Annotated in this window: 15 protein-coding genes; 7 read left to right on the plus strand and 8 right to left on the minus strand. The window is 69.0% G+C overall.

Going from position 1 to position 20,459, the window contains the following annotated elements; translation table 11 throughout:
• Positions 1 to 115: 115 nt before the first annotated feature.
• Together ACFUN8_RS24995 and ACFUN8_RS25000 are read right to left on the minus strand one after the other, a co-directional pair.
• Positions 116 to 1,018 carry a tRNA (adenine-N1)-methyltransferase gene (locus tag ACFUN8_RS24995; protein WP_383641651.1) on the minus strand — a complete coding sequence of 301 codons (903 nt, stop codon included), beginning with the start codon at positions 1,016 to 1,018 and terminating at the stop codon, positions 116 to 118.
• Between the two features lie 53 nt (positions 1,019 to 1,071).
• Positions 1,072 to 2,319, minus strand: coding sequence for a site-2 protease family protein (locus tag ACFUN8_RS25000; RefSeq protein WP_383641654.1), 1,248 nt, complete (start codon positions 2,317 to 2,319; stop codon positions 1,072 to 1,074).
• Between the two features lie 108 nt (positions 2,320 to 2,427).
• Here ACFUN8_RS25000 and ACFUN8_RS25005 point away from each other — a divergent pair, with 108 nt between their 5' ends.
• Positions 2,428 to 3,312 carry a RecB family exonuclease gene (locus ACFUN8_RS25005; RefSeq protein WP_383641656.1) on the plus strand — a complete coding sequence of 295 codons (885 nt, stop codon included), beginning with the start codon at positions 2,428 to 2,430 and terminating at the stop codon, positions 3,310 to 3,312.
• Between the two features lie 83 nt (positions 3,313 to 3,395).
• On the plus strand, positions 3,396 to 4,067 hold the full coding sequence (locus ACFUN8_RS25010) for a response regulator transcription factor (protein WP_023542799.1): 672 nt from the start codon (positions 3,396 to 3,398) through the stop codon (positions 4,065 to 4,067).
• 94 nt (positions 4,068 to 4,161) lie between these two features.
• Here ACFUN8_RS25010 and ACFUN8_RS25015 read toward each other — a convergent pair whose 3' ends face one another.
• The 3 genes from ACFUN8_RS25015 to metH form a co-directional block, all read right to left on the minus strand.
• Complete coding sequence (locus ACFUN8_RS25015; RefSeq protein ID WP_383641661.1) at positions 4,162 to 5,766, minus strand: ABC transporter substrate-binding protein; 1,605 nt, start codon at positions 5,764 to 5,766, stop codon at positions 4,162 to 4,164.
• Between the two features lie 468 nt (positions 5,767 to 6,234).
• Positions 6,235 to 6,936: an HAD family hydrolase gene (locus ACFUN8_RS25020; protein WP_383641664.1), complete on the minus strand. Its 702-nt coding sequence runs from the start codon at positions 6,934 to 6,936 to the stop codon at positions 6,235 to 6,237.
• A gap of 131 nt (positions 6,937 to 7,067) precedes the next feature.
• Positions 7,068 to 10,577 carry a methionine synthase gene (gene metH / locus ACFUN8_RS25025; protein WP_383641666.1) on the minus strand — a complete coding sequence of 1,170 codons (3,510 nt, stop codon included), beginning with the start codon at positions 10,575 to 10,577 and terminating at the stop codon, positions 7,068 to 7,070.
• 221 nt (positions 10,578 to 10,798) lie between these two features.
• Here metH and ACFUN8_RS25030 point away from each other — a divergent pair, with 221 nt between their 5' ends.
• From ACFUN8_RS25030 to ACFUN8_RS25050, 5 genes are all read left to right on the plus strand, one after another.
• Positions 10,799 to 11,563, plus strand: a complete 765-nt coding sequence (locus ACFUN8_RS25030) for an IclR family transcriptional regulator (protein ID WP_383641669.1) — start codon at positions 10,799 to 10,801, stop codon at positions 11,561 to 11,563.
• A 228-nt stretch (positions 11,564 to 11,791) separates the two neighbouring features.
• Positions 11,792 to 12,583, plus strand: coding sequence for an MIP/aquaporin family protein (locus ACFUN8_RS25035; protein WP_383641672.1), 792 nt, complete (start codon positions 11,792 to 11,794; stop codon positions 12,581 to 12,583).
• Positions 12,584 to 12,635: 52 nt separating this feature from the next.
• Positions 12,636 to 14,189 carry a glycerol kinase GlpK gene (gene glpK / locus ACFUN8_RS25040; protein WP_383641675.1) on the plus strand — a complete coding sequence of 518 codons (1,554 nt, stop codon included), beginning with the start codon at positions 12,636 to 12,638 and terminating at the stop codon, positions 14,187 to 14,189.
• A gap of 31 nt (positions 14,190 to 14,220) precedes the next feature.
• Positions 14,221 to 15,834, plus strand: a complete 1,614-nt coding sequence (locus tag ACFUN8_RS25045) for an FAD-dependent oxidoreductase (protein ID WP_383641678.1) — start codon at positions 14,221 to 14,223, stop codon at positions 15,832 to 15,834.
• Between the two features lie 173 nt (positions 15,835 to 16,007).
• Positions 16,008 to 16,679 carry a FadR/GntR family transcriptional regulator gene (locus tag ACFUN8_RS25050; RefSeq protein ID WP_383641681.1) on the plus strand — a complete coding sequence of 224 codons (672 nt, stop codon included), beginning with the start codon at positions 16,008 to 16,010 and terminating at the stop codon, positions 16,677 to 16,679.
• A gap of 86 nt (positions 16,680 to 16,765) precedes the next feature.
• Here the strand turns inward: ACFUN8_RS25050 and ACFUN8_RS25055 are convergent, their stop codons facing one another.
• Genes ACFUN8_RS25055 through ACFUN8_RS25065 form a run of 3 tightly spaced genes read right to left on the minus strand, consistent with a single transcriptional unit; the run spans position 16,766 to position 20,435 of the window.
• Positions 16,766 to 17,797, minus strand: coding sequence for an ABC transporter permease (locus ACFUN8_RS25055; RefSeq protein WP_383641684.1), 1,032 nt, complete (start codon positions 17,795 to 17,797; stop codon positions 16,766 to 16,768).
• Entirely contained in the window at positions 17,797 to 19,359 is a 1,563-nt protein-coding gene (locus tag ACFUN8_RS25060) for a sugar ABC transporter ATP-binding protein (RefSeq protein WP_383641687.1), read from the minus strand. The genes ACFUN8_RS25055 and ACFUN8_RS25060 overlap by 1 nt, the downstream gene beginning before the upstream one ends.
• A 2-nt stretch (positions 19,360 to 19,361) precedes the next feature.
• Entirely contained in the window at positions 19,362 to 20,435 is a 1,074-nt protein-coding gene (locus tag ACFUN8_RS25065; protein WP_383641689.1) for a sugar ABC transporter substrate-binding protein, read from the minus strand.
• Positions 20,436 to 20,459 lie beyond the last annotated feature (24 nt).

Genomic DNA, 20,459 nt, shown 5'->3' on the forward strand with positions numbered 1-20,459 from the left:
AGACCGCCACGGCCAAGGTCACCAAGACCACCGGTCGCGGTGCTCAGGGCGGTTACGGCGGTGGCGGTGGCGGCGGTCAGCAGCAGGGCGGCGGCGTACGGGGTGGGGCGGCGGGTCAGCGCGGGGTGCCGCCGTCGGCGTTGGGGCCGGAGTAGTCGTCGCCGTAGGCGCCCTTGGAGGGGCGGCGGCGGCGCAGGGGCGGCTCGACGCCGTCGGCGAGGCGCCGGGCGGTGATCAGGAAGCCGGTGTGGCCGATCATGCGGTGGTCCGGGCGTACGGCGAGTCCCTCGACGTGCCAGTTGCGGACCATCGACTCCCAGGCGGCGGGCTCGTTGAACGAGCCGTGCTCCCGGATCGTCTCGACGGTGCGGGCGAGCTGGGTGGTGGTGGCGACGTACGCGCAGAGGATGCCGCCGGGTACGAGGGCCTTCGACACCGGTTCGACGCACTCCCACGGCGCGAGCATGTCGAGGATGACCCGGTCGACCTCGGTGTCGCTGAGATGGTCCTGGAGGTCGCCGACGGTGAGCTGCCAGGCGGGGTGCGGACCGCCGAAGTAGCGCTCCACGTTCTGCTGGGCGATGTCGGCGAAGTCCTGCCGGCGCTCGTAGGAGTGCAGCATGCCCTGATCGCCGATGGCGCGCAGCAGGAAGCTGCTGAGCGAGCCCGATCCCACTCCGGCTTCGACGATGCGGGCGCCGGGGAAGATGTCGGCGAAGGCCAGGATCTGGCCCGCGTCCTTGGGGTAGACCACGGCGGCGCCGCGGGGCATGGACAGGACGTAGTCGGGGAGCAGGGGGCGCAGCGCGAGGTAGGCGACGTTTCCCGTGGTGCGGACAACACTGCCCTCGGGAGCACCGATCAGCTCGTCGTGCGGGAAGGAACCCTTGTGGGTGTGGAAATTCTTCCCGGCTTCGAGCGTGAAGGTGTAGTGGCGTCCCTTGGGGTCGGTGAGCTGGACCTGGTCCCCGACCTTGAAGGGGCCGCGACGACGGGCGGCACCGGTCGGTTCGGACATGCGGTCAGACTACCTGCTCCATTTGAGGGTCCCTCACCTGGCTTGGGCCCGTCTCATTTGGCGTCGGGCCTGGCCATGGCGGCGACGAAGGCCCGTTCGACGTCGGCGGTGGACAGGACTCCGTAGATCTCGCCGGTCTCCTCGACGACCAGGTACTCGGTGGCGGGGTTGGCCCTGAGGCGGTCGAGGAGGGCTTCTCCGGCGAGTTCGGCGGGGACCTTCATGCCGTCGGTGAGGTCGTGGGCGAGGCCGCTCACGGCGACCCAGGGGCGGCGGTGGGTGGGGACGCCGACGATGGCGGCCTCTCGGACGAGGGCGGTGGGTTCGCCCTGTCCGTCGACGACGACGAGCGCGCGGGCTCCGGCCTCGTTGGCGCGGCGCAGTGCCTCGGAGAGGGGGGTGGCGGATTCGACGGGGACGGCGCGGCGGGTGAGGGCGCGGGCGCGCAGGTCGGGCAGGTGTTCGCGCAGTCGGGCCATGCGGAGGCTGTTGCCGGCGCCGGTCCAGATGATCGCGGCGAGGATGGCGGCGAGGAGCGCGTCGGTGACGGTCTCCAAGCCGCCGATGTCCTGGGTGGAGTTGCCGAGGGCGCCGGTGTGGGTGAGCAGCGGCAGTCCGATGAGGACGGCGACGGCGAGTGCCCGGCCGACCCAGGCGGCGGCGACGGTGCCGGCCATGGGTTTGCCGGTGATCTTCCAGACGACGGCGCGCAGCATCCGGCCGCCGTCCAGCGGCAGGCCGGGCAGGAAGTTGAAGGCGGCGACGATGAGGTTGGAGATCATCAGTCCGGCGAGCAGGACGCCGGGGACGGTGCCGGGCTCGACGGCGGCCATCGTGAGGTAGAAGAAGCCGGCGAGGACGAGGGAGAGGAGGGGGCCGACGAAGGCGAGCATGAATTCGCGGCCCGGGGTCTCGGACTCCTTCTCGATCTCGGAGACGCCGCCGAAGAACTGGAGCTGGATACGGCGCACCGGGAGTTTGTAGTGCAGCGCGACGACCGTGTGGGCCAGTTCGTGGACGAGTACGGAGGCGTAGAAGGCGACGGCGAAGAAGAGCGCGACGAGGTAGCGGAATCCGCCGAGTTCGGGCAGTACGCGGTCGAGCTGGCCGCCGAAGACCCAGGTGATGAGGGCGGCGACCAGGAACCAGCTGGGGGCGACGTAGACGGGCACGCCGAAGGGACGGCCCATCAGAATCCCGCCGCCGGGGTCTTCGGGCCGCTTCCGCTTGCCGCCGGGGGGCGCGTCCTCAGGACCGGACCGCGGCCTCCTGCTCTCGCCGCTCTCGTCGTCCTTTTTCACGTCTTCCCTTCGTTGCGGCGCCGTCGCTCGCTCGATGATGCTGTGTGCGAGGGTCTTGCGTCGATGGTATTCCGCTCGCTGTCAGTGGCGGGCCGTAGGGTCTGCGTCATGAGTACGAGTCAGCAGCCCACTTCGCTGTCACCGTCGCGTGCGAGCGACTTCATGCAGTGCCCTCTGCTGTACCGGTTCCGGGTGATCGACAAGCTGCCGGAGAAGCCGAGCGAGGCGGCGACGCGCGGGACGCTGGTGCACGCGGTGCTGGAGAGGCTGTTCGACGACCCCGCTGTCGAGCGTACGGCGCCGCGGGCGAGGTCGATGGTTCCCGGGCAGTGGGACCGGTTGTTGGAGTCGAGGCCGGAGCTGGGTGAGCTGTTCGCGGGGGACGGGGGCGGTGAGCGGCTGACGCGCTGGCTGTCGGAGGCGGAGGGGCTGGTCGAGCGGTGGTTCTCGCTGGAGGATCCGACGCGTCTGGAGCCTGCCGAGCGTGAGTTGTTCGTGGAGACGGAGCTGGAGTCGGGGCTGCGGCTGCGCGGGGTGATCGACCGGGTGGACGTGGCGCCGTCGGGCGAGGTGCGGATCGTCGACTACAAGACGGGCAAGGCGCCGCGGCCGGAGTACGCGGAGGGCGCGCTGTTCCAGATGAAGTTCTACGCCCTGGTGATCTGGCGGCTGAAGCGGGTGGTGCCGCGGCGGCTGCAGCTGGTGTATCTGGGCAGCGGTGACGTGGTGACGTACGACCCGGTGGAGTCCGATCTGGAGCGGATCGAGCGCAAACTGCTGGCGCTGTGGGACGCGATCAGGCAGGCCACGGAGACGGGTGACTGGCGGCCCCGGCCGACGAAGCTGTGCGGCTGGTGCGACCACCAGGCGGTGTGTCCAGAGTTCGGCGGGACCCCGCCGGTGTATCCGCTGCCGGTGCCGCCGGCGCGGGGCACCGAGCCGCTTCCCGGCGCGGAGGCGGTCGTTTCCGTGGAGCCCGCTCAGGGGGTTTAGCGGCGGCGGTGCGTGCCCGCCGCTGTCGTGGCGGGACGCTCAAGGCAGAATGGACCGGGATCAGTCCCATCGAAGGAGTTCCCGTGGCGATCCGCGTCCTACTGGTCGATGACCAGCCACTGCTGCGTACCGGCTTCCGGATGATCCTGGAGGCGGAGCAGGACATCGCGGTCGTCGGCGAGGCCGGGGACGGCCTCCAGGCCATCGACCAGGTCCGGGCGCTTCAGCCCGATGTCGTGCTGATGGACATCCGTATGCCGCGGATGGACGGGGTCGAGGCGACCCGTCAGATCACCGGTCCCGGCAAGGACGGTCCGGCGAAGGTGCTGGTGCTGACCACCTTCGATCTGGACGAGTACGTGGTGGAGGCGCTGCGCGCGGGGGCCAGTGGCTTTCTGCTGAAGGACGCGCCCGCGAACGAGCTGGTGCAGGCGATCCGGGTGGTGGCCGCCGGTGAGGCGATGCTGGCGCCGAGTATCACCCGCAGGCTCCTGGACAAGTACGCGGATCATCTGCCGTCGGGTGACGAGCAGGTGCCGGACACGCTGCACACGCTGACGGAGCGCGAGGTCGAGGTGCTCAAGCTGGTGGCGCGCGGTCTGTCGAACGCGGAGATCGCGGCGGATCTCTTCGTCAGTGAGACCACGGTCAAGACGCATGTGGGTCATGTGCTCACGAAGCTGAGTCTGCGCGACCGTGTGCAGGCGGCCGTGTACGCATACGAGAGCGGTCTGGTGCGTCCCGGCGCGCAGTAGGCCGGCCCGGTCCGGCGGTTTGTCTGTACGGGAGAGGTCCCCGGCATCATCTCGATGCCGGGGACCTTTCTCGTATCGGGTTGTGCGGGGTGGGTCAGACGGCGCTGCCGGTGCCCAGCTCCCAGAACAGCAGTTCACCGGAGGGGTTGAGCGCCCACTCCATGCCGGAGATGTCGTCGGCGGCGGCCGCGTACTGCTTGCCCTGCCAGAGCGGCAGCAGCGGCACGTCCTCGGCGACGAGGTTCTGTGTGTCCGTGAACGCCTTGGCGGCGGCGCTGCGCTCGGCCTCGCTGCGTGACTCGGGGATCAGCTCTTCGATGATCTTCTTGTTCGCGTACGGGGCGTTGAGGAAGTTGTCCTTGTCGAGGAACGGCGCGATGAAGCTGTCCGGGTCGGGGAAGTCGGGGAACCAGCCCATGCCGTAGACGGCGTATTCGCCGCGTGTCTGGGCGGGCCGGAACTTCGACCACTCGGTGCCCTTGGTGTCGACCTGGAAGAGGCCGCTGGAGTTGAGCTGCTTCTGGAGCGTCTCGAACTCCTTGGCCGTGGCCTCGCCGTAGTGGTCGGTGGTGTAGTTCAGGGTGAACTTCACGGGTGTCTCGACGCCGGCGTCGTCGAGGAGCTTCTCGGCCTCGGCCCGGTTGGGCTCACCGTATTTGTTGAAGAACGAGTTGGTGTGGGCCGTGACGGTCGCCGGGATGAGCGAGTAGAGCGGTTCGGCGGTGGAGCCGTACACCTCGGAGGCGATCTGGCCGCGGTCCACGAGGGAGGCGACGGCCTGGCGTACGGCCTTCTCCTTCACCACGGGCTCGTCGGTGTCGAAGCCGAGATAGCGGATCTCCAGTCCCGGCATCTCGGTGAGTTCGACGCTGTCCTTGGGCCTCGCGGACATCTCCTCGATCTGATCGGGCGACATGGTGCGGGCCATGACGTCGATCTCGCCGGAGTCGAGGGCCTTGCCCATGGCGGCCGCGTCGGGGTAGGAGCGCAGCTCGACCTTGGTGTTGCGGAGCTTGAGGTCGCCCTTGTACGAGTCGTTCTTGGTGAAGACGGCCTTGACGATCCGGTCGTCCTTCACCTCGGCCTTGAAGTTGTACGGCCCCGAGCCGTTCACGTCGAAGCCGTCGCGGAGCTTCTTGCCGTCGTACGACTTGGGGTCGACGATGCCGGCGATGGGCGTCGAGAGCTTGTGCGGGAACGTCGCGTCGGGGGTCTTGAGGTGGAAGATGACCTCGGTGTCGCTGGGCGTCTCGATCGTGTCGATGTTCGCGAGCAGGCCCACCGCGCCGGCTTCGGAGTTGATGTCGATCACCCGCTCGATGGAGAACTTGACGTCCTCGGAGGTGATGTCGGCGCCGCCGGGGAATTTCAGCCCGTCGCGCAGCTCGCAGCGGTAGCTCTGGTTCTGGTTGTCGGAGAACCGGCAGTTGGAGGCGGCCTCGGGGACCGGGGCGCCGCCGCCGCGCGGGATGTGCATCAGGGTCTGCAGGGACTGGCGCAGGATGTTCCAGGAGCCGGTGTCGTACGCGAACGCCGGGTCGAAGGGCGCCGGCGACTCCTTGGTGGCGGTGAACTGGTCCGTCGTGCCCACGACGATGGCGTCACCGCTGCCGGAGGAGCCGTCCGAGCCGCCGCAGGCGACGAGCACCGGGGCGAGCAGACCGGCCACCACGGGCAGCACGAGACTCTTGCGCTTCATCCTGGACGTACTCCCTCATCCGAACACCCTGCGATACAACGGTGGTTGAGAATTTCGCGACGTGATTGACCGTCGGAACACACCGTTGAGGCGGCGAACGTGTGGCGAAGTTCTCGCGATGAGGTTAGTCGGCGGGTGCTGATCTTATGAACCGGGCCCACTCCGGGCGTAATCGCAAAGTGTTCAGCAATTCCGGTGAAGCGGTATCGACCCGCCGGAATGATTCGCACATCGAGCCATAAATGTGGACACATGGGCGCCCGTTTCGGCGCGGCGTACGGGCGGGCCGGGGGTGCGGAACGGGCGCGGTCACCCTCGGCGACAGTACGGAGAGTGACAAAGGTCACGCGCATTTACCGCCGACCGTCACGATCACGGTCGAAATGATCAACGAACCGACTCGGCAAGCGCTTACCGCAAAGGCCGCCCGACTTTCGATAATTTCAGGGGCCACGCTCTGTATACAGGTCAGTGCTTGTGTGTCATCAGACCACGCAGGAATACCAGGTCGACCTCTTCGAGGGAGTTCACGACGACCCGTCCCGCCGCGGCGGCGATGGGCGCGACGGACGGTACGGCCACCACCCGGCAGCCCGCGGCCTCGGCGGACGCGACACCGGTCGCCGTGTCCTCGATGACGGCGCATCTGGACGGGGCGGCGCTCAGTCCGCTCGCGGCCAGCAGATACGGGTCGGGGTGGGGCTTGGTGTTCAGCACCTCGTCGCCGGCCACGGTGAGGCCGAAGTGGTGGCGTCCGACGGACTCCAGCACGCGGTCGATGATGCGCCGGTGGGAGGCGGAGACCAGGGCCGTGGGAACGCCGTGGCGGGCCAGCTCGGCGAGGAGCCTGGCGGCTCCCGGCATCAGCGGCACATCGGCGCCGATGCGCTCCTCGAAGCGGTCGTTGAGCAGCACGGTCAGCTCGGCGAGGGTGATGTCGGCGCCGGTGGCCTCGATGAGATACCCGGCGCTCCTGGTCATCGGCCCGCCGACGACCACGTCGCGCCAGGCGTCGTCCAGGGCGTGGCCGAGGTCCTTGAAGACCGCGACCTCCGTGTCCCACCAGAAGCCCTCGGTGTCGACCAGGGTGCCGTCCATGTCGAGCAGAACGGCCTGAAGGGCTGATCCTTCGGCCGTACGGGTCATGGACGCGGGAACCGTACTGGTCATCCGGCACACCTCCGAGAGGGACGAGAAGGCCGGTCGCCTGGTCCGACGGGAAATCCCGTCGGGTCCGGAAACCGGCCTGCACTGGACCGACCAGTGTACGACTCGTCCACGCGAAGCGCGCGGTCAGCGCCTTATCGGGCGTTGAAGTACTTCGCCTCCGGGTGGTGGATGACGATGGCGTCGGTGGACTGCTCGGGGTGGAGCTGGAACTCCTCGGAGAGTTCGACACCGATCCGGCCGGGCTCCAGGAGGTCGGCGATCTTCGCGCGGTCCTCCAGGTTGGGGCAGGCGCCGTAACCGAGCGAGAAACGCGCGCCCCGGTACTTCAGGGCGAACATGTCCTCGACCTCGGACGGGTCCTCGCCCGCGAAGCCGAGTTCGGAGCGGACACGGGCGTGCCAGTACTCGGCGAGGGCTTCGGCGAGCTGGACGGAGAGGCCGTGGAGTTCGAGGTAGTCGCGATAGGCGTTCTTCTCGAAGAGTTCGGCGGTCGCGCCGCCGATCTTCGATCCGACCGTGACGACCTGCAGGCCGACGACGTCGGTCTCGCCGGACTCCTCGGGGCGGAAGAAGTCCGCCAGGCAGAGCCGCCGGCCCCGGCGCTGGCGGGGGAAGGTGAAGCGGGTCCGCTCCGAGCCGTCCTCACCGAGCAGGATCAGATCGTCGCCCTTGGAGACACAGGGGAAGTAGCCGTAGACCACGGCGGCCTCCAGGAGGTTCTGGGTCTGGAGCTTCTCCAGCCAGCCCCGCAGATGCGGCCGGCCCTCCGACTCCACCAGCTCCTCGTACGTCGGCCCGCCCTTGCGGGCCTCCTTCAGCCCCCACTGCCCCTTGAACAGCGCGCCCTCGTCCAGCCACGACGCGTACTCCTTGAGCTGGATGCCCTTGATCACGCGGGTGCCCCAGAACGGCGGCTCCGGAACGGGGTTGGTGACCGACACGTCGGAGCGGGCCGCGCCCTCCTCGGGGCGCTCCTCGACGACGGCCGTGGCGGCGGGCTTGACCCGGCGCTGCTTCAGCTCCGGCAGTACGGCTCCGGGGACGCCGCGCTTGATACCGATCAGCGCGTCCATCAGCCGCAGCCCCTCGAACGCGTCGCGCGCGTAGCGGACCTCGCCCTCGTAGATCTCGTGGAGGTCCTGCTCCACATAGGCGCGGGTGAGGGCCGCGCCGCCGAGGATGACGGGGAAGTCGGCGGCCATCTTGCGCTGGTTCAGCTCCTGGAGGTTCTCCTTCATGATCACCGTCGACTTCACCAGCAGCCCCGACATCCCGATCACATCCGCCCGGTGCTCCTCGGCGGCTTCGAGGATCGCGGAGACGGGCTGCTTGATGCCGAGGTTGACCACGGTGTAGCCGTTGTTGGAGAGGATGATGTCGACGAGGTTCTTGCCGATGTCGTGGACATCGCCGCGCACGGTGGCCAGGACGATGGTGCCCTTGCCGTCGTCGTCCGTCTTCTCCATGTGCGGCTCCAGGAACGCCACCGCCGTCTTCATCACCTCGGCCGACTGGAGCACGAACGGCAGCTGCATCTGACCGGAGCCGAACAGCTCTCCGACGACCTTCATGCCGTTCAGCAGGGTGTCGTTGACGATCGCCAGCGCGGGGCGGGTCTCCAGGGCCGCGGTGAGGTCGTCCTCCAGGCCCTTCTTCTCCCCGTCGATGATGCGCCGCTCAAGGCGCTCGTCCAGCGGCAGCGCCAGCAACTCCTCGGCGCGGCCGTCCTTCATCGACTTGGTGTTGACGCCCTCGAACAGCTCCATCAGCTTCTGGAGGGGGTCGTAGCCTTCCGCGCGCCGGTCGTAGATCAGGTCGAGTGCGGTCTTGACCTGCTCCTCGTCCAGCCGGGCGATCGGCAGGATCTTCGAAGCGTGCACGATCGCGGAGTCGAGTCCGGCCTTCACGCACTCGTCCAGGAACACCGAGTTGAGGACGATGCGCGCGGCCGGGTTGAGGCCGAAGGAGATGTTCGACAGACCGAGTGTGGTCTGTACGTCGGGGTGGCGCCGCTTCAGCTGCCGGATCGCCTCGATCGTCGCGATCCCGTCCTTGCGCGACTCCTCCTGGCCCGTGCAGATGGTGAAGGTCAGGGTGTCGATGAGGATGTCCGACTCGTGCACACCCCAGTTGCCCGTCAGGTCCGCGATCAGCCGCTCGGCGATGGCGACCTTGTGCTCGGGGGTACGGGCCTGGCCCTCCTCGTCGATGGTGAGCGCGATCAGCGCCGCGCCGTGCTCCACGGCCAGCTCGGTCACCTTCGTGAAGCGCGACTCCGGGCCGTCGCCGTCCTCGTAGTTGACGGAGTTGATGACGGCGCGCCCGCCCAGCTTCTCCAACCCGGCGCGCAGGACGGGGAGTTCGGTCGAGTCCAGCACGATGGGGAGGGTGGAGGCGGTGGCGAACCGGCCGGCCAGCTCCGCCATGTCGGCGACACCGTCCCGGCCGACGTAGTCGACACACAGGTCGAGCAGATGCGCGCCCTCGCGGATCTGGCCGCGCGCCATCTCGACGCAGTCGTCCCAGCGGCCTTCCAGCATGGCCTCGCGGAACTTCTTCGACCCGTTGGCGTTGGTGCGCTCGCCGATCGCCAGATACGACGTGTCCTGGCGGAACGGCACGCTCTGGTACAACGACGCGGCCCCCGGCTCGGGCTGCGGCGCCCGCTCCGTCACGGCCGCGCCCCGCACCCGCTCCACCACCTGGCGCAGATGCTCCGGAGTCGTACCGCAGCAGCCGCCGACCAGCGACAGTCCGTAGTCGCGTACGAAGCTCTCCTGCGCGTCGGCGAGTTCACCGGCGGACAGCGGATAGTGCGCCCCGTCCTTGCCGAGGACGGGCAGCCCGGCGTTCGGCATGCAGGAGATGGGGATACGGGAGTGCCGGGCCAGATAGCGCAGGTGCTCGCTCATCTCCGCCGGGCCCGTGGCGCAGTTCAGCCCGATCATGTCGATCCCCAACGGCTCCAGCGCCGTCAGTGCCGCGCCGATCTCCGATCCCAGCAGCATCGTGCCGGTCGTCTCGACGGTCACCGAGCAGATGATCGGCAGCTTGGTGCCCGTGGCTTCGAGAGCCCGGCGGGCGCCGAGGATCGCGGCCTTCGTCTGCAGGAGGTCCTGTGTCGTCTCCACCAGCAGCGCGTCCGCGCCCCCGGCGATCATGCCCTCGGCGTTGCGCTGATAGGCGTCGCGCAGCGTCACGTAGTCCACGTGCCCGAGCGTCGGCAGCTTCGTGCCCGGCCCCATCGAGCCCAGCACCCACCGCTGCTGCCCCGTCGAGGTCGTGAACTCGTCCGCGACCTCGCGGGCGATACGCGCTCCCGCCTCCGACAGTTCGAAGACGCGCTCGGGAATGTCGTACTCGGCCAGCGCCGCGAAGTTCGTACCGAAGGTGTTGGTCTCCACGCAGTCGACACCGACCGCGAAGTACTCCTCATGGACCGAGCGCACGATGTCCGGGCGGGTCACATTGAGGATCTCGTTGCAGCCTTCCAGGTCCTGGAAGTCCTCCATGGTCGGGTCCTGCGCCTGGAGCATCGTGCCCATCGCCCCGTCGGCCACCACCACACGGGTGGCGAGCGCCTCGCGCAGCGCTTCGATTCGGGTCCGGCTGTCGGCGGAAATGCTGGAGGACGGGGCCATGAAAATACTCCCGGGGCTGCGACGGCTGTCGGCTTTGCGCCTTCCGGTGGAAGGGGCACCCGGCCAGGGTAGCGGTGCCCGGCTCCGCACGGCGTTGTGTTTCACGGGGCGGACTTCCGCGCCCCCTGCGGCCGGGAGGAATTGGTCGCCCGTAACGGCGAGTCGGCATGGGCCGATATTGTTCAGCATTGTCGAACGACTGTGTAACGGAGGTCCGGCCGATGGCGAAGAGTATCCAGTCGCTCCAGCGCGCGGCGGCGGTGCTGCGGCTTCTCGCGGGCGGCGAGCGCAGGCTCGGTCTGTCCGACATCTCCTCCTCGCTCGGTCTGGCCAAGGGCACGGCGCACGGCATTCTGCGCACCCTCCAGGAGGAGGGCTTCGTGGAGCAGGACGCGGCCTCCGGCCGCTATCAGCTGGGGGCGGAGCTGCTGCGGCTCGGCAACAGCTATCTGGACGTCCATGAGCTGCGGTCCCGCGCCCTGGTGTGGACGGACGATCTGGCGCGGTCCAGCGGCGAGAGCGTCCATCTGGGGGTGCTGCACCTGGAGGGCGTGCTGATCGTGCACCACGTCTTCCGACCCGACGACAGCCGGCAGGTCCTCGAGGTGGGCGCGATGCAGCCGTTGCACTCCACAGCTTTGGGGAAGGTGCTCGCGGCGTACGACCCGGTGGCCCGTGGTGAGGCCGTCAGAGGCACCCGCGAGCAGCTCACCGCGCGCACCGTCACCGATCTGGAGCAATTCGAGGTGATTCTCGAACTGACCAGGGCCCGGGGGTGGGCGACGGACGTCGAGGAGACCTGGGACGGGGTGGCCGCGGTGGCCGCGCCGATCCACGACAGGCGGCGAATGCCGGTGGGAGCCATCGCTCTCACCGGTGCGGTGGAACGGCTGTGCGAGGACGGCGAGGTCCGACCGGAGCTGATCACGGCGGTGCGCGAATGTGCCCGTTCGGTGTCCAGGGATGTCGGCGCCGGGCGGTTCTGAGCCGCATGGCCGATGATCTGAGAAGAACAAGGTTCCGGCTACGGAGCCCTTGACGACGCCTCTCGCACGGGATGACACTGCCGTTCAACGGTCGGCATTGTCGAACACTGATCGACAGGTCATCCTTTGTGCACGACAACGCCAAGGGCCGGCAATGCCCTCACCTGAGGGCGCGGACCGCCGGTGCGAGCCGCCGGTCCGCCTTCCCCTGGACGAAGGAGTCTTCGGGTGTCTCACTTCGACATCTTCATCGGCGAGACCGTGGGTACCGCCCTGCTGCTGCTGCTCGGTGGTGGCGTGGTCGCGGGCGTCGTCCTCAAGCGCTCGAAATCGCACGGGGCGGGCTGGGTCGCCATCAGCTTCGGGTGGGGCTTCGCCGTGCTCACCGGCGCCTACCTCGCGTCGGGCGTCTCCGGCGCGCACCTGAACCCCGCGGTCACCCTCGGTCTGGCGATCTCGGGCACGACCAAGTGGGGCGACCTCCCCCTCTACTGGGCCAGCCAGATGCTCGGCGCCATCATCGGCGCGTTCCTCGTCTGGGTGTCGTACATGGGGCAGTTCAAGGCCCATCTGACCGACCCGGAGATCCTCGCGCAGCAGCCGTCGGTCGAGGGCCTGGTCGACCAGAAGACGGCGCCGAAGGCCGGTCCGGTCCTCGGTATCTTCTCGACGGGCCCGGAGATCCGGCACTACGTGCAGAACGTGCTCACCGAGATCATCGCCACCTTCGTCCTGGTGATCGCGATCCTCACCCAGGGACTGAACGACGCGGGCAACGGCCTGGGCATCCTCGGCGTGCTGATCACCGCACTGGTCGTCGCCGGCATCGGTTTCTCGCTCGGTGGCCCCACCGGGTACGCCATCAACCCGGCGCGTGACCTCGGCCCCCGGATCGTCCACCAGCTGCTGCCCCTGCCCAACAAGGGCGGCTCCGACTGGACGTACGCCTGGGTCCCCGTCGTCGCCCCGCTGATCGGCGGCGCGGCCGCGGCCGGTCTCTACAACTGGGCCTTCAAGTAAGCCTCCGGCCCCCGCTTTCCTCCGCCCTCCGCACCGAGCAGGAGCAGACACCGTGAGTGACGCACAGAGCACCGGGACTTCCTCCCACGGAACGGGACCGTTCATCGCGGCCATCGACCAGGGCACGACGTCCAGCCGTTGCATCGTCTTCGACGTCGACGGGCGCATCGTCGCCGTCGACCAGAAGGAGCACCAGCAGATCTTCCCCAAGCCGGGCTGGGTCGAACACGACGCCAAGGAGATCTGGACCAACGTCCAGGAAGTCGTGGCGAACGCCATCGAGAAGGCCGGCATCACCAAGGCCGACGTGCTGGCGATCGGGATCACCAACCAGCGCGAGACCACCATGCTCTGGGACAAGAAGACGGGTGAGCCCGTCCACAACGCCATCGTCTGGCAGGACACCCGCACCAGCGGGCTCGTGAAGGAACTGGGCCGCAACGTGGGCCAGGACCGGTTCCGCCGGGACACCGGACTGCCGCTGGCGACCTACTTCGCCGGACCGAAGGCCCGCTGGCTGCTGGACAACGTCGACGGCCTGCGCGAGCGCGCGGAGAGCGGCGACATCCTCTTCGGCACCATGGATTCCTGGGTCATCTGGAATCTGACCGGCGGCGTCGACGGCGGCGTGCACGTCACCGACGTCACCAACGCCTCCCGCACGATGCTGATGCGCCTCGACACGCTCCAGTGGGACCCGAAGATCTGCAACTCGATCGGCGTCCCGATGGCCATGCTGCCGGAGATCCGCTCCTCGTCCGAGGTGTACGGGGCGGCCAAGGGCGGCCCGCTGGACGGGATCCCGGTCGCCTCGGCTCTCGGTGACCAGCAGGCGGCCCTGTTCGGCCAGTGCTGCTTCGCCGAGGGTGAGGCCAAGTCGACGTACGGCACCGGCACGTTCATGCTGATGAACACCGCCCACAAGCCCATCAACTCCTACAACGGGCTGCTGACCACGGTCGGTTACCGCATCGGCGACCAGCCCGCGGTGTACGCGCTGGAGGGCTCCATCGCCGTCACCGGCGCCCTCGTGCAGTGGATGCGCGACCAGATGGGGCTGATCAAGACCGCGCCCGAGATCGAGACACTGGCCTCCTCGGTGGAGGACAACGGCGGCGCGTACTTCGTCCCGGCCTTCTCCGGGCTGTTCGCACCCCACTGGGACTCGGCCGCCCGCGGCGTGATCGCCGGTCTCACCGGCTATGTCACCAAGGCGCACATCGCCCGCGCGGTGCTGGAGGCCACGGCCTGGCAGACCCGCGAGATCAGCGACGCGATGACCAAGGACTCCAAGGTGGAGCTGACGTCCCTCAAGGTCGACGGCGGCATGACCGCCAACAACCTGCTGATGCAGACGCTCTCCAACGTCCTGGACGCCCCCGTCGTACGGCCGATGGTCGCCGAGACCACCTGTCTGGGCGCCGCCTACGCCGCCGGACTCGCGGTCGGCTTCTGGCCCGACACCGACGCCCTGCGGGCCAACTGGCGCCGGGCCGCCGAGTGGACACCGGACATGGACGCGGCGAAGCGCGAGCGCGAGTACAAGAACTGGCTCAAGGCCGTGGACCGCACCAAGGCCTGGGTGGACGACGACGACGAGAGCTGACCCGAGCGTTTCGTCCGAGCAAGGAGACACCATGACCACCCTTCACAGCGGTCCCGCCCTGGGCACGCATCCGGCCAGCGGCTCCCTCCCGAGCCGTGCCGAGACCCGGGAGCAGCTGTCCCGCGCCACCTACGACCTGCTGGTCATCGGTGGCGGCATCCTGGGCATCTCCACCGCCTGGCACGCCTCCCAGTCGGGACTGCGGGTGGCCCTGGTGGACGGTGGCGACTTCGCGGGCGCCACCTCCTCCGCCTCCTCCAAACTGCTCCACGGCGGTCTGCGCTATCTGCAGACCGGTGAGGTGAAGCTGGTCGCCGAGAACCACTTCGAGCGCCGCGCGGTCTCCCGCCGCGTGGCGCCGCATCTGGCGAACCCGCTCACCTTCTATCTGCCCGTCTACAAGAACGGGCCGCACAGCGCGGCCAAGCTGGGCGCCGGTGTCTTCGCGTACTCGGCGCTGTCCGCCTTCGGCGACGGCGTCGGGCATCTGCTGAGCCCGGCCAAGGCGCGGCGCGCGGTGCCCGAGCTGCGGACGGACAATCTGCGGGCCGTGGCCGTGTACGGCGACGACCAGATGAACGACGCGCGGATGGCCGTCATGACGGTCCGCGCGGCCGTCGAGTCGGGCGCGGCCGTCCTCAACCACGCCGAGGTGACCGGACTGCGGTTCACCGGCGGGCGGGTGACGGGCGCCGACCTCAAGGACGGTATGGACGGTACGGAGTTCGGGGTCGACGCCCGGCTCGTACTGAACGCCACCGGCCCCTGGGTCGACCATCTGCGCAAGCTGGAGGACCCGAGGTGCGAGCCCTCCATCCGGCTCTCCAAGGGCGCGCACCTCGTACTGAAGCGCACCGCCCCGTGGAACGCGGCGCTCGCGACGCCGATCGACAAGTACCGCATCACCTTCGCCCTCCCCTGGGAGGACATGCTGCTGCTCGGCACGACGGACGAGGTGTACGAGGGCGACCCGGCGGATGTGGCGGTCAACGACGCCGACATCCACCAGATCCTCGACGAGGCGTCGCTCTCCGTGCGGGACCAGCAGCTCTCGCGTGACCTGATCACCTACTCGTTCGCCGGTCTGCGGGTGCTGCCCGGCGGTCCCGGTGACACGTCCACCGCCAAGCGGGAGACGGTCGTCACCGAGGGCAGCGGCGGCATGCTGTCGGTGGCGGGCGGCAAGTGGACGACGTTCCGCCATATCGGCCGTACGGTGCTGGACAAGCTGGAGACCCTGCCGGGCCGGCCGCTCGGCTCCGACATCGAGCCCACGTCGCGGCTGCCGAAGATGCTGCCGCTGCCGGGCATCGCCAATCCGCACGCGGTGGAGCACCGGCTGCTGATCGACGGCGGCGCGCACGGCGACGGCATGGCCCGCGACACCGCCCACCATCTGGCCCGGCACTACGGGTCGTTGGCGTTCGACATCGCCCGCCTGGCGTACGAGCGGCCGGAGCTGGGCGAGCGGATCCACCCGGACGCCCCGGAGATCTGGGCGCAGGTCGTGTACGCGCGCGACCACGAGTGGGCGGAGACCGCGGACGACGTGCTGCGGCGCCGTACGACGCTGACGATCCGGGGGCTCGCCACGGACGCGATCCGGGCCCGGGTCGAGGAGCTGCTGACCAAGCGGCACGGCTGACGCCACGGACGACCGGCCGTGTTCACGCCTCGAATCAAGTTCCGATACGGCGCCGGGGACGGACGGACCGCCCCTGGCGTCGCCGATCTCGGAGAACTCCGGTGGAACGGGGCGCCGGGCGCGCGCGGAGACGCATAATGGAGGCCGATACATCGGATGTATGGAGGTCGCCCATGGCTGTCACCGACGAGGCCATCGAGAAGATCAAGGGAATGATCGTCTCGGGCGCGCTGCGCCCGGGGGACCGCCTTCCCAAGGAGAGCGAGCTCGCCGCCGAACTGGGCCTGTCGCGCAACTCGCTGCGTGAGGCGGTACGCGCCCTGTCGCTGATCCGCATTCTGGACGTACGGCAGGGCGACGGCACGTACGTCACCAGTCTCGATCCGCAACTGCTCCTCGAAGCGCTGAGTTTCGTCGTCGACTTCCACCGCGACGACACGGTGCTGGAGTTCCTCGCGGTACGGCGGATCCTGGAGCCGGCCGCGACGGCGATGGCCGCCTCCCGGATCAAGGACTCCGAACTGGACGTGCTGGGCGAGCAGTTGGACGCGCTCGGGGAGGATCCCTCGGTGGAGCAGCTGGTCGCCTCGGACCTGGAGTTCCACCGGGGCATCGTGCAGGGATCCGGCAACTCGGTCCTCTGCTCACTCCTCGACGGGCTGTCGGGGCCGACCACCCGGGCCCGGGTCTGGCGCGGGCTGACCCAGGAGGACGCGGTCAGCCGCACCCTGCACGAGCACCGGGCGATCCTGGCCGCGCTGCGCGACCGGGACGCGGAGGCGGCCAGGTCGTGGGCGACGGTGCATGTCGCGAGTGTGGAGCAGTGGCTGCGTTCGACGCTCTGACCGGCCACGGACACGAGGAACGGGCCTCCAGGGAGCTGAACGCGTCCCGGGAGGCCCGTTGTCCGTGCTGGTGGTGCGTGGGGTCGTCAGTCCTGCTTCTCGCCGCTGGCGAACCGCGAGATGACCAGCGCGACGATGATGATCGCGCCGTTCAGGAACTGGTTCCAGAGCGCGGGCACCCCGCCCAGCGTCATCACGTTCACCACCAGCTGGAGCGTCAGCACACCGGTCAGCGCGCCGAAGAGCGTGCCGCGCCCGCCCTTGAGGCTGATGCCGCCGATCACCGCCGCGGCGAAGACCTGGAAGATCCAGCCGTTGCCCTGGGTGGCGGCGACGGAGCCGTAGTGGCCGGTGTAGAGGACGCCGGCGAAGGCCGCGAGGACGCCGCCGATGGCCAGCACGATCCAGGTGATCCGGTCGACCCGGATACCGGCGGCGCGCGCCGCCTCCGGGTTGCCGCCGATGGCGTACAGCGAGCGCCCGTGCCGCAGCCAGGCGAGCGACGCGCCGCCGACGGCGAACAGCGCCAGACAGATCCAGACGGCGGCCGGCGCCCCCAGCCAGTCGGTCTTGCCGAGGTAGCGGAAGGACTCCGGGACATCGGTGATCGACTTGCCCTCGGTGATGCCGATCTGGAGACCGCGCAGCATGGTGAGCATGCCGAGCGTCGCGATGAACCCGTTGACGCGCAGCTTCAGGATCAGGAAGCCGTTGATCACCCCGACGATCAGACCGACCAGCAGACACACCGGGATGGCCGACCACTCGGGCAGCACCCCGAGACCGGCGAACCGGCCGCCCTCCTCCGGCAGCACCATCCACATGGCGATCACCGGAGCGATGCCGATGGTCGACTCCAGCGACAGGTCCATCCGGCCGCAGATCAGGATCAGCGCCTGGCCGAGGACCAGCAGGCTCAGTTCGGACGACTGCTGGACGACGCTGATCAGGTTGTTGGAGGTGAGGAAGACCGGCGAGACGATGAAGCCGATCACCATCAGTACGAGGATCACCGGCACGAGCGAGAAGTCGCTCCACCTGATGAGCTTCAGCCGGCTCAGCGGATGGTCGTCGTCGCGCTCCTTGTCGAGCACCGGAGGTCGTATCGTCTCGGTCATCAGCTCTCCCCCACACCTTCCATGGCGGCGACCAGTTCCCGGTCGGTCCACCCGCTCCCGAACGTTGCCACCACTCGCCCGTGGAACAGGGCCAGTACGCGGTCACAGACCCGCAGATCATCCAGCTCGTCCGAGATGATCACGGCCGCGTTTCCTTCGTCGGCCACCCGGCGCACGACGCCGAGCAGCGAGTCCTTCGACTTGACGTCGACGCCCGCCGTGGGGCGCAGGGCCACCAGCACGCTGGGCGCGCGGGCCAGTGCCCTGGCGACGACGACCTTCTGCTGATTGCCGCCGGAGAGGCCGGAGACCGGCTGCTCGGGGCCCGTCGTCTTGATGTCCAGCGAGGCGATCATGGACCGGGCGAACTCCCTGGTACGGGAGGGCAGTACCGTCCCCCACGGGCCGAGCTGGTCGGCGACCGTGAGCGTGGCGTTCTCGGCGACGCTGCGGTTCAGTACGAGTCCCTGGAGGTGCCGGTCCTCGGGGATGTAGCCGATGCCGGCGTCCAGCGAGTGCGGGACGCTGCCCGGTCGCACCGTACGGTCGCGTACCGCGATCCGGCCCGCCGTCGCCTTCCGCATGCCGGCCAGGGTCTCGCCCAGCGCGGTGTTGCCGCTGGCCGCGGCCCCGGCGATGCCGAGGACCTCGCCGGGGCGCACTTCGAGGTCGAGCGGTTCGAACTCGCCCTCCAGGGTGAGCCCCTCGGTGGTCAGTACGGGCTCCACCGTCCGGTCCGGCTGCACCGCGTTCGCGGCGTGCCAGGCCGCGGCCGAGCTTGCCGCGTCACCCGTCATGGCCGTCACGAGGTCCGCCTTGGACAGCTCGGCGACCGGCGCGGTCAGCACATGGCGGGCGTCGCGGTAGACGGTGACCGTGCTGCACAGCTCGTACACCTCCTGGAGGTGGTGCGAGATGAAGAGGAACGCCACCCCCTGGCTCTGGAGGTCCCGGAGCTTCTCGAAGAGGCTGTCGATGCCGCGGGCGTCGAGCTGGGCCGTGGGCTCGTCCAGAATGATCAGCCGGGCGCCGAACGACAGGGCGCGCGCGATCTCCACGAACTGCCGCTGCTCCACGGCGAGATCCTTGGCCCTGGCGTTCGGGTCGACGCTGACGCCGTACTCGGCGAGCAGTTCCTCGGCCCGGGTCCGGAGCCGGCGCCAGCTGATGAGGCGGCCGCCGGCCCCGGAACGGCCCTTGTCCAGGCCGTAGTTGTTGAGGAACAGATTCTCGGCGACGGTCAGGTCGGGCACGACCATCGACTTCTGGTAGACGCAGGCGACCTTGGACTGCCAGGCCGAGATGTCGCCGAAGGCGGGCGCCGGCTCGCCGCCGAAGCTCACCTTGCCCGCGTCGGCCTCGTGCAGTCCGGTGAGGACGCTGACGAGGGTGGACTTGCCGGCGCCGTTGCGCCCGACGAGTGCGTGGGACTCGCCGGGCGCGACGGTCAGCCGGACACCGTCGAGCGCCACGGTGGGACCGAAGCGCTTGACGATGCCCTCCGCGTGGACGGCGGGGGCCGCCGCTGCCGGCGCTCCTGCCGCAGGTGCCTGGTGGTCCATGACTAGCTCTTCTTCTCCAGCTGGTTGGCCCACAGCGCCTTGTCGTCCACGTTCTCCTTGGTCACCAGGGGCGCGGGCAACTGGTCCTCGTAGCCGTTGGGGATCTTGATGATGTTGGAGTCGTGGTCGGTCGGACCCACCTTCGGGGTCTTACCGGCCAGCGCCTCCTTCGCGTAGTACAGCGCGTACTTGGCGTACAGGTCGGCCGGCTGCGAGATCGTGGCGTCGATCTTGCCCTCGCGGATCGCGTCCAGCTCCTCCGGGATGCCGTCGTTGGAGATGATCGTGATGTGGCCCTTCTCCCCCGGTGCCTTGAGGAGCTTCTTCTGCTCCAGGAGGGCGAGCGTGGGCTGCAGGAAGACGCCGCCGGCCTGCATGTAGATGCCGTTGAGGTCCGGGTGCGCGGCGAGGGTGGACTGGAGCTTGGCGGACGCCACCTCGCCCTTCCACTCGGTGGCCAGCTCGAACACCTGGATGTCCGGGAACTTCTCGTCCATGCAGCTCTTGAACGCCTCCGAACGGTCGCGGCCGTTGATGGAGGCGAGGTCGCCCTGGAACTCGGCGACCTTGCCCTTGCCGCCCAGCTGCTCGCCGAGGTAGTCGCAGGCCTTCTCGCCGTACGCGCGGTTGTCGGCCCGCACGACCATGTAGATGTCGCCCTTGTCGGGGCGGGTGTCCACGCTGACGACGGGGATCTTCTTCTCGTTCAGGTCGGCCAGCGTCTCGGCTATCGCGCCGGTGTCCTGCGGGGCCATGACCACGGCCTTGGCGCCCTGGTCGGTGAACGCCTGGACGTTGGAGACGACCTTGCCGATGTCGTTCTGCGAGTTGGTCAGCGGCAGCGCGTCGACCCCCTCGTCCTTGATGCCGGACTCGATGTACTGCTGGTAGGAGTTCCAGAAGTCGCTGTCACTGCGCGGCAGGTCGATGCCGACCTTGCCGCCGCCTTCGGCGTCCCCGCTCTCCGAGTCACGGTTGCAGCCCGCGAGGGCCGTGACGGCGAGCAGCGCGGCGCAGGCCGCGGCGCTCGTACGCAGTGCGGTGCGTGGGGATCGCCCCACAGGGTGTCGCAGCATGGATTGTCCGTCCTTGGGTGAGTG

Origin of the sequence: Streptomyces sp. NPDC057307, assembly GCF_042667665.1 — a bacterium.
Taxonomy (GTDB): domain Bacteria; phylum Actinomycetota; class Actinomycetes; order Streptomycetales; family Streptomycetaceae; genus Streptomyces.

Bases quoted from the DNA above. Each gene is read 5' to 3' on its own strand.
- ACFUN8_RS25015 (WP_383641661.1), bottom strand. From the start codon at position 5,766: ATGAAGCGCAAGAGTCTCGTGCTGCCCGTGGTGGCCGGTCTGCTCGCC.
- ACFUN8_RS25060 (WP_383641687.1), bottom strand. From the start codon at position 19,359: ATGGACCACCAGGCACCTGCGGCAGGAGCGCCGGCAGCGGCGGCCCCC.
- ACFUN8_RS25020 (WP_383641664.1), bottom strand. From the start codon at position 6,936: ATGACCAGTACGGTTCCCGCGTCCATGACCCGTACGGCCGAAGGATCA.
- ACFUN8_RS25030 (WP_383641669.1), top strand. From the start codon at position 10,799: ATGGCGAAGAGTATCCAGTCGCTCCAGCGCGCGGCGGCGGTGCTGCGG.
- metH (WP_383641666.1), bottom strand. From the start codon at position 10,577: ATGGCCCCGTCCTCCAGCATTTCCGCCGACAGCCGGACCCGAATCGAA.
- ACFUN8_RS25065 (WP_383641689.1), bottom strand. From the start codon at position 20,435: ATGCTGCGACACCCTGTGGGGCGATCCCCACGCACCGCACTGCGTACG.
- ACFUN8_RS24995 (WP_383641651.1), bottom strand. From the start codon at position 1,018: ATGTCCGAACCGACCGGTGCCGCCCGTCGTCGCGGCCCCTTCAAGGTC.
- ACFUN8_RS25050 (WP_383641681.1), top strand. From the start codon at position 16,008: ATGGCTGTCACCGACGAGGCCATCGAGAAGATCAAGGGAATGATCGTC.
- ACFUN8_RS25005 (WP_383641656.1), top strand. From the start codon at position 2,428: ATGAGTACGAGTCAGCAGCCCACTTCGCTGTCACCGTCGCGTGCGAGC.
- ACFUN8_RS25055 (WP_383641684.1), bottom strand. From the start codon at position 17,797: ATGACCGAGACGATACGACCTCCGGTGCTCGACAAGGAGCGCGACGAC.
- ACFUN8_RS25045 (WP_383641678.1), top strand. From the start codon at position 14,221: ATGACCACCCTTCACAGCGGTCCCGCCCTGGGCACGCATCCGGCCAGC.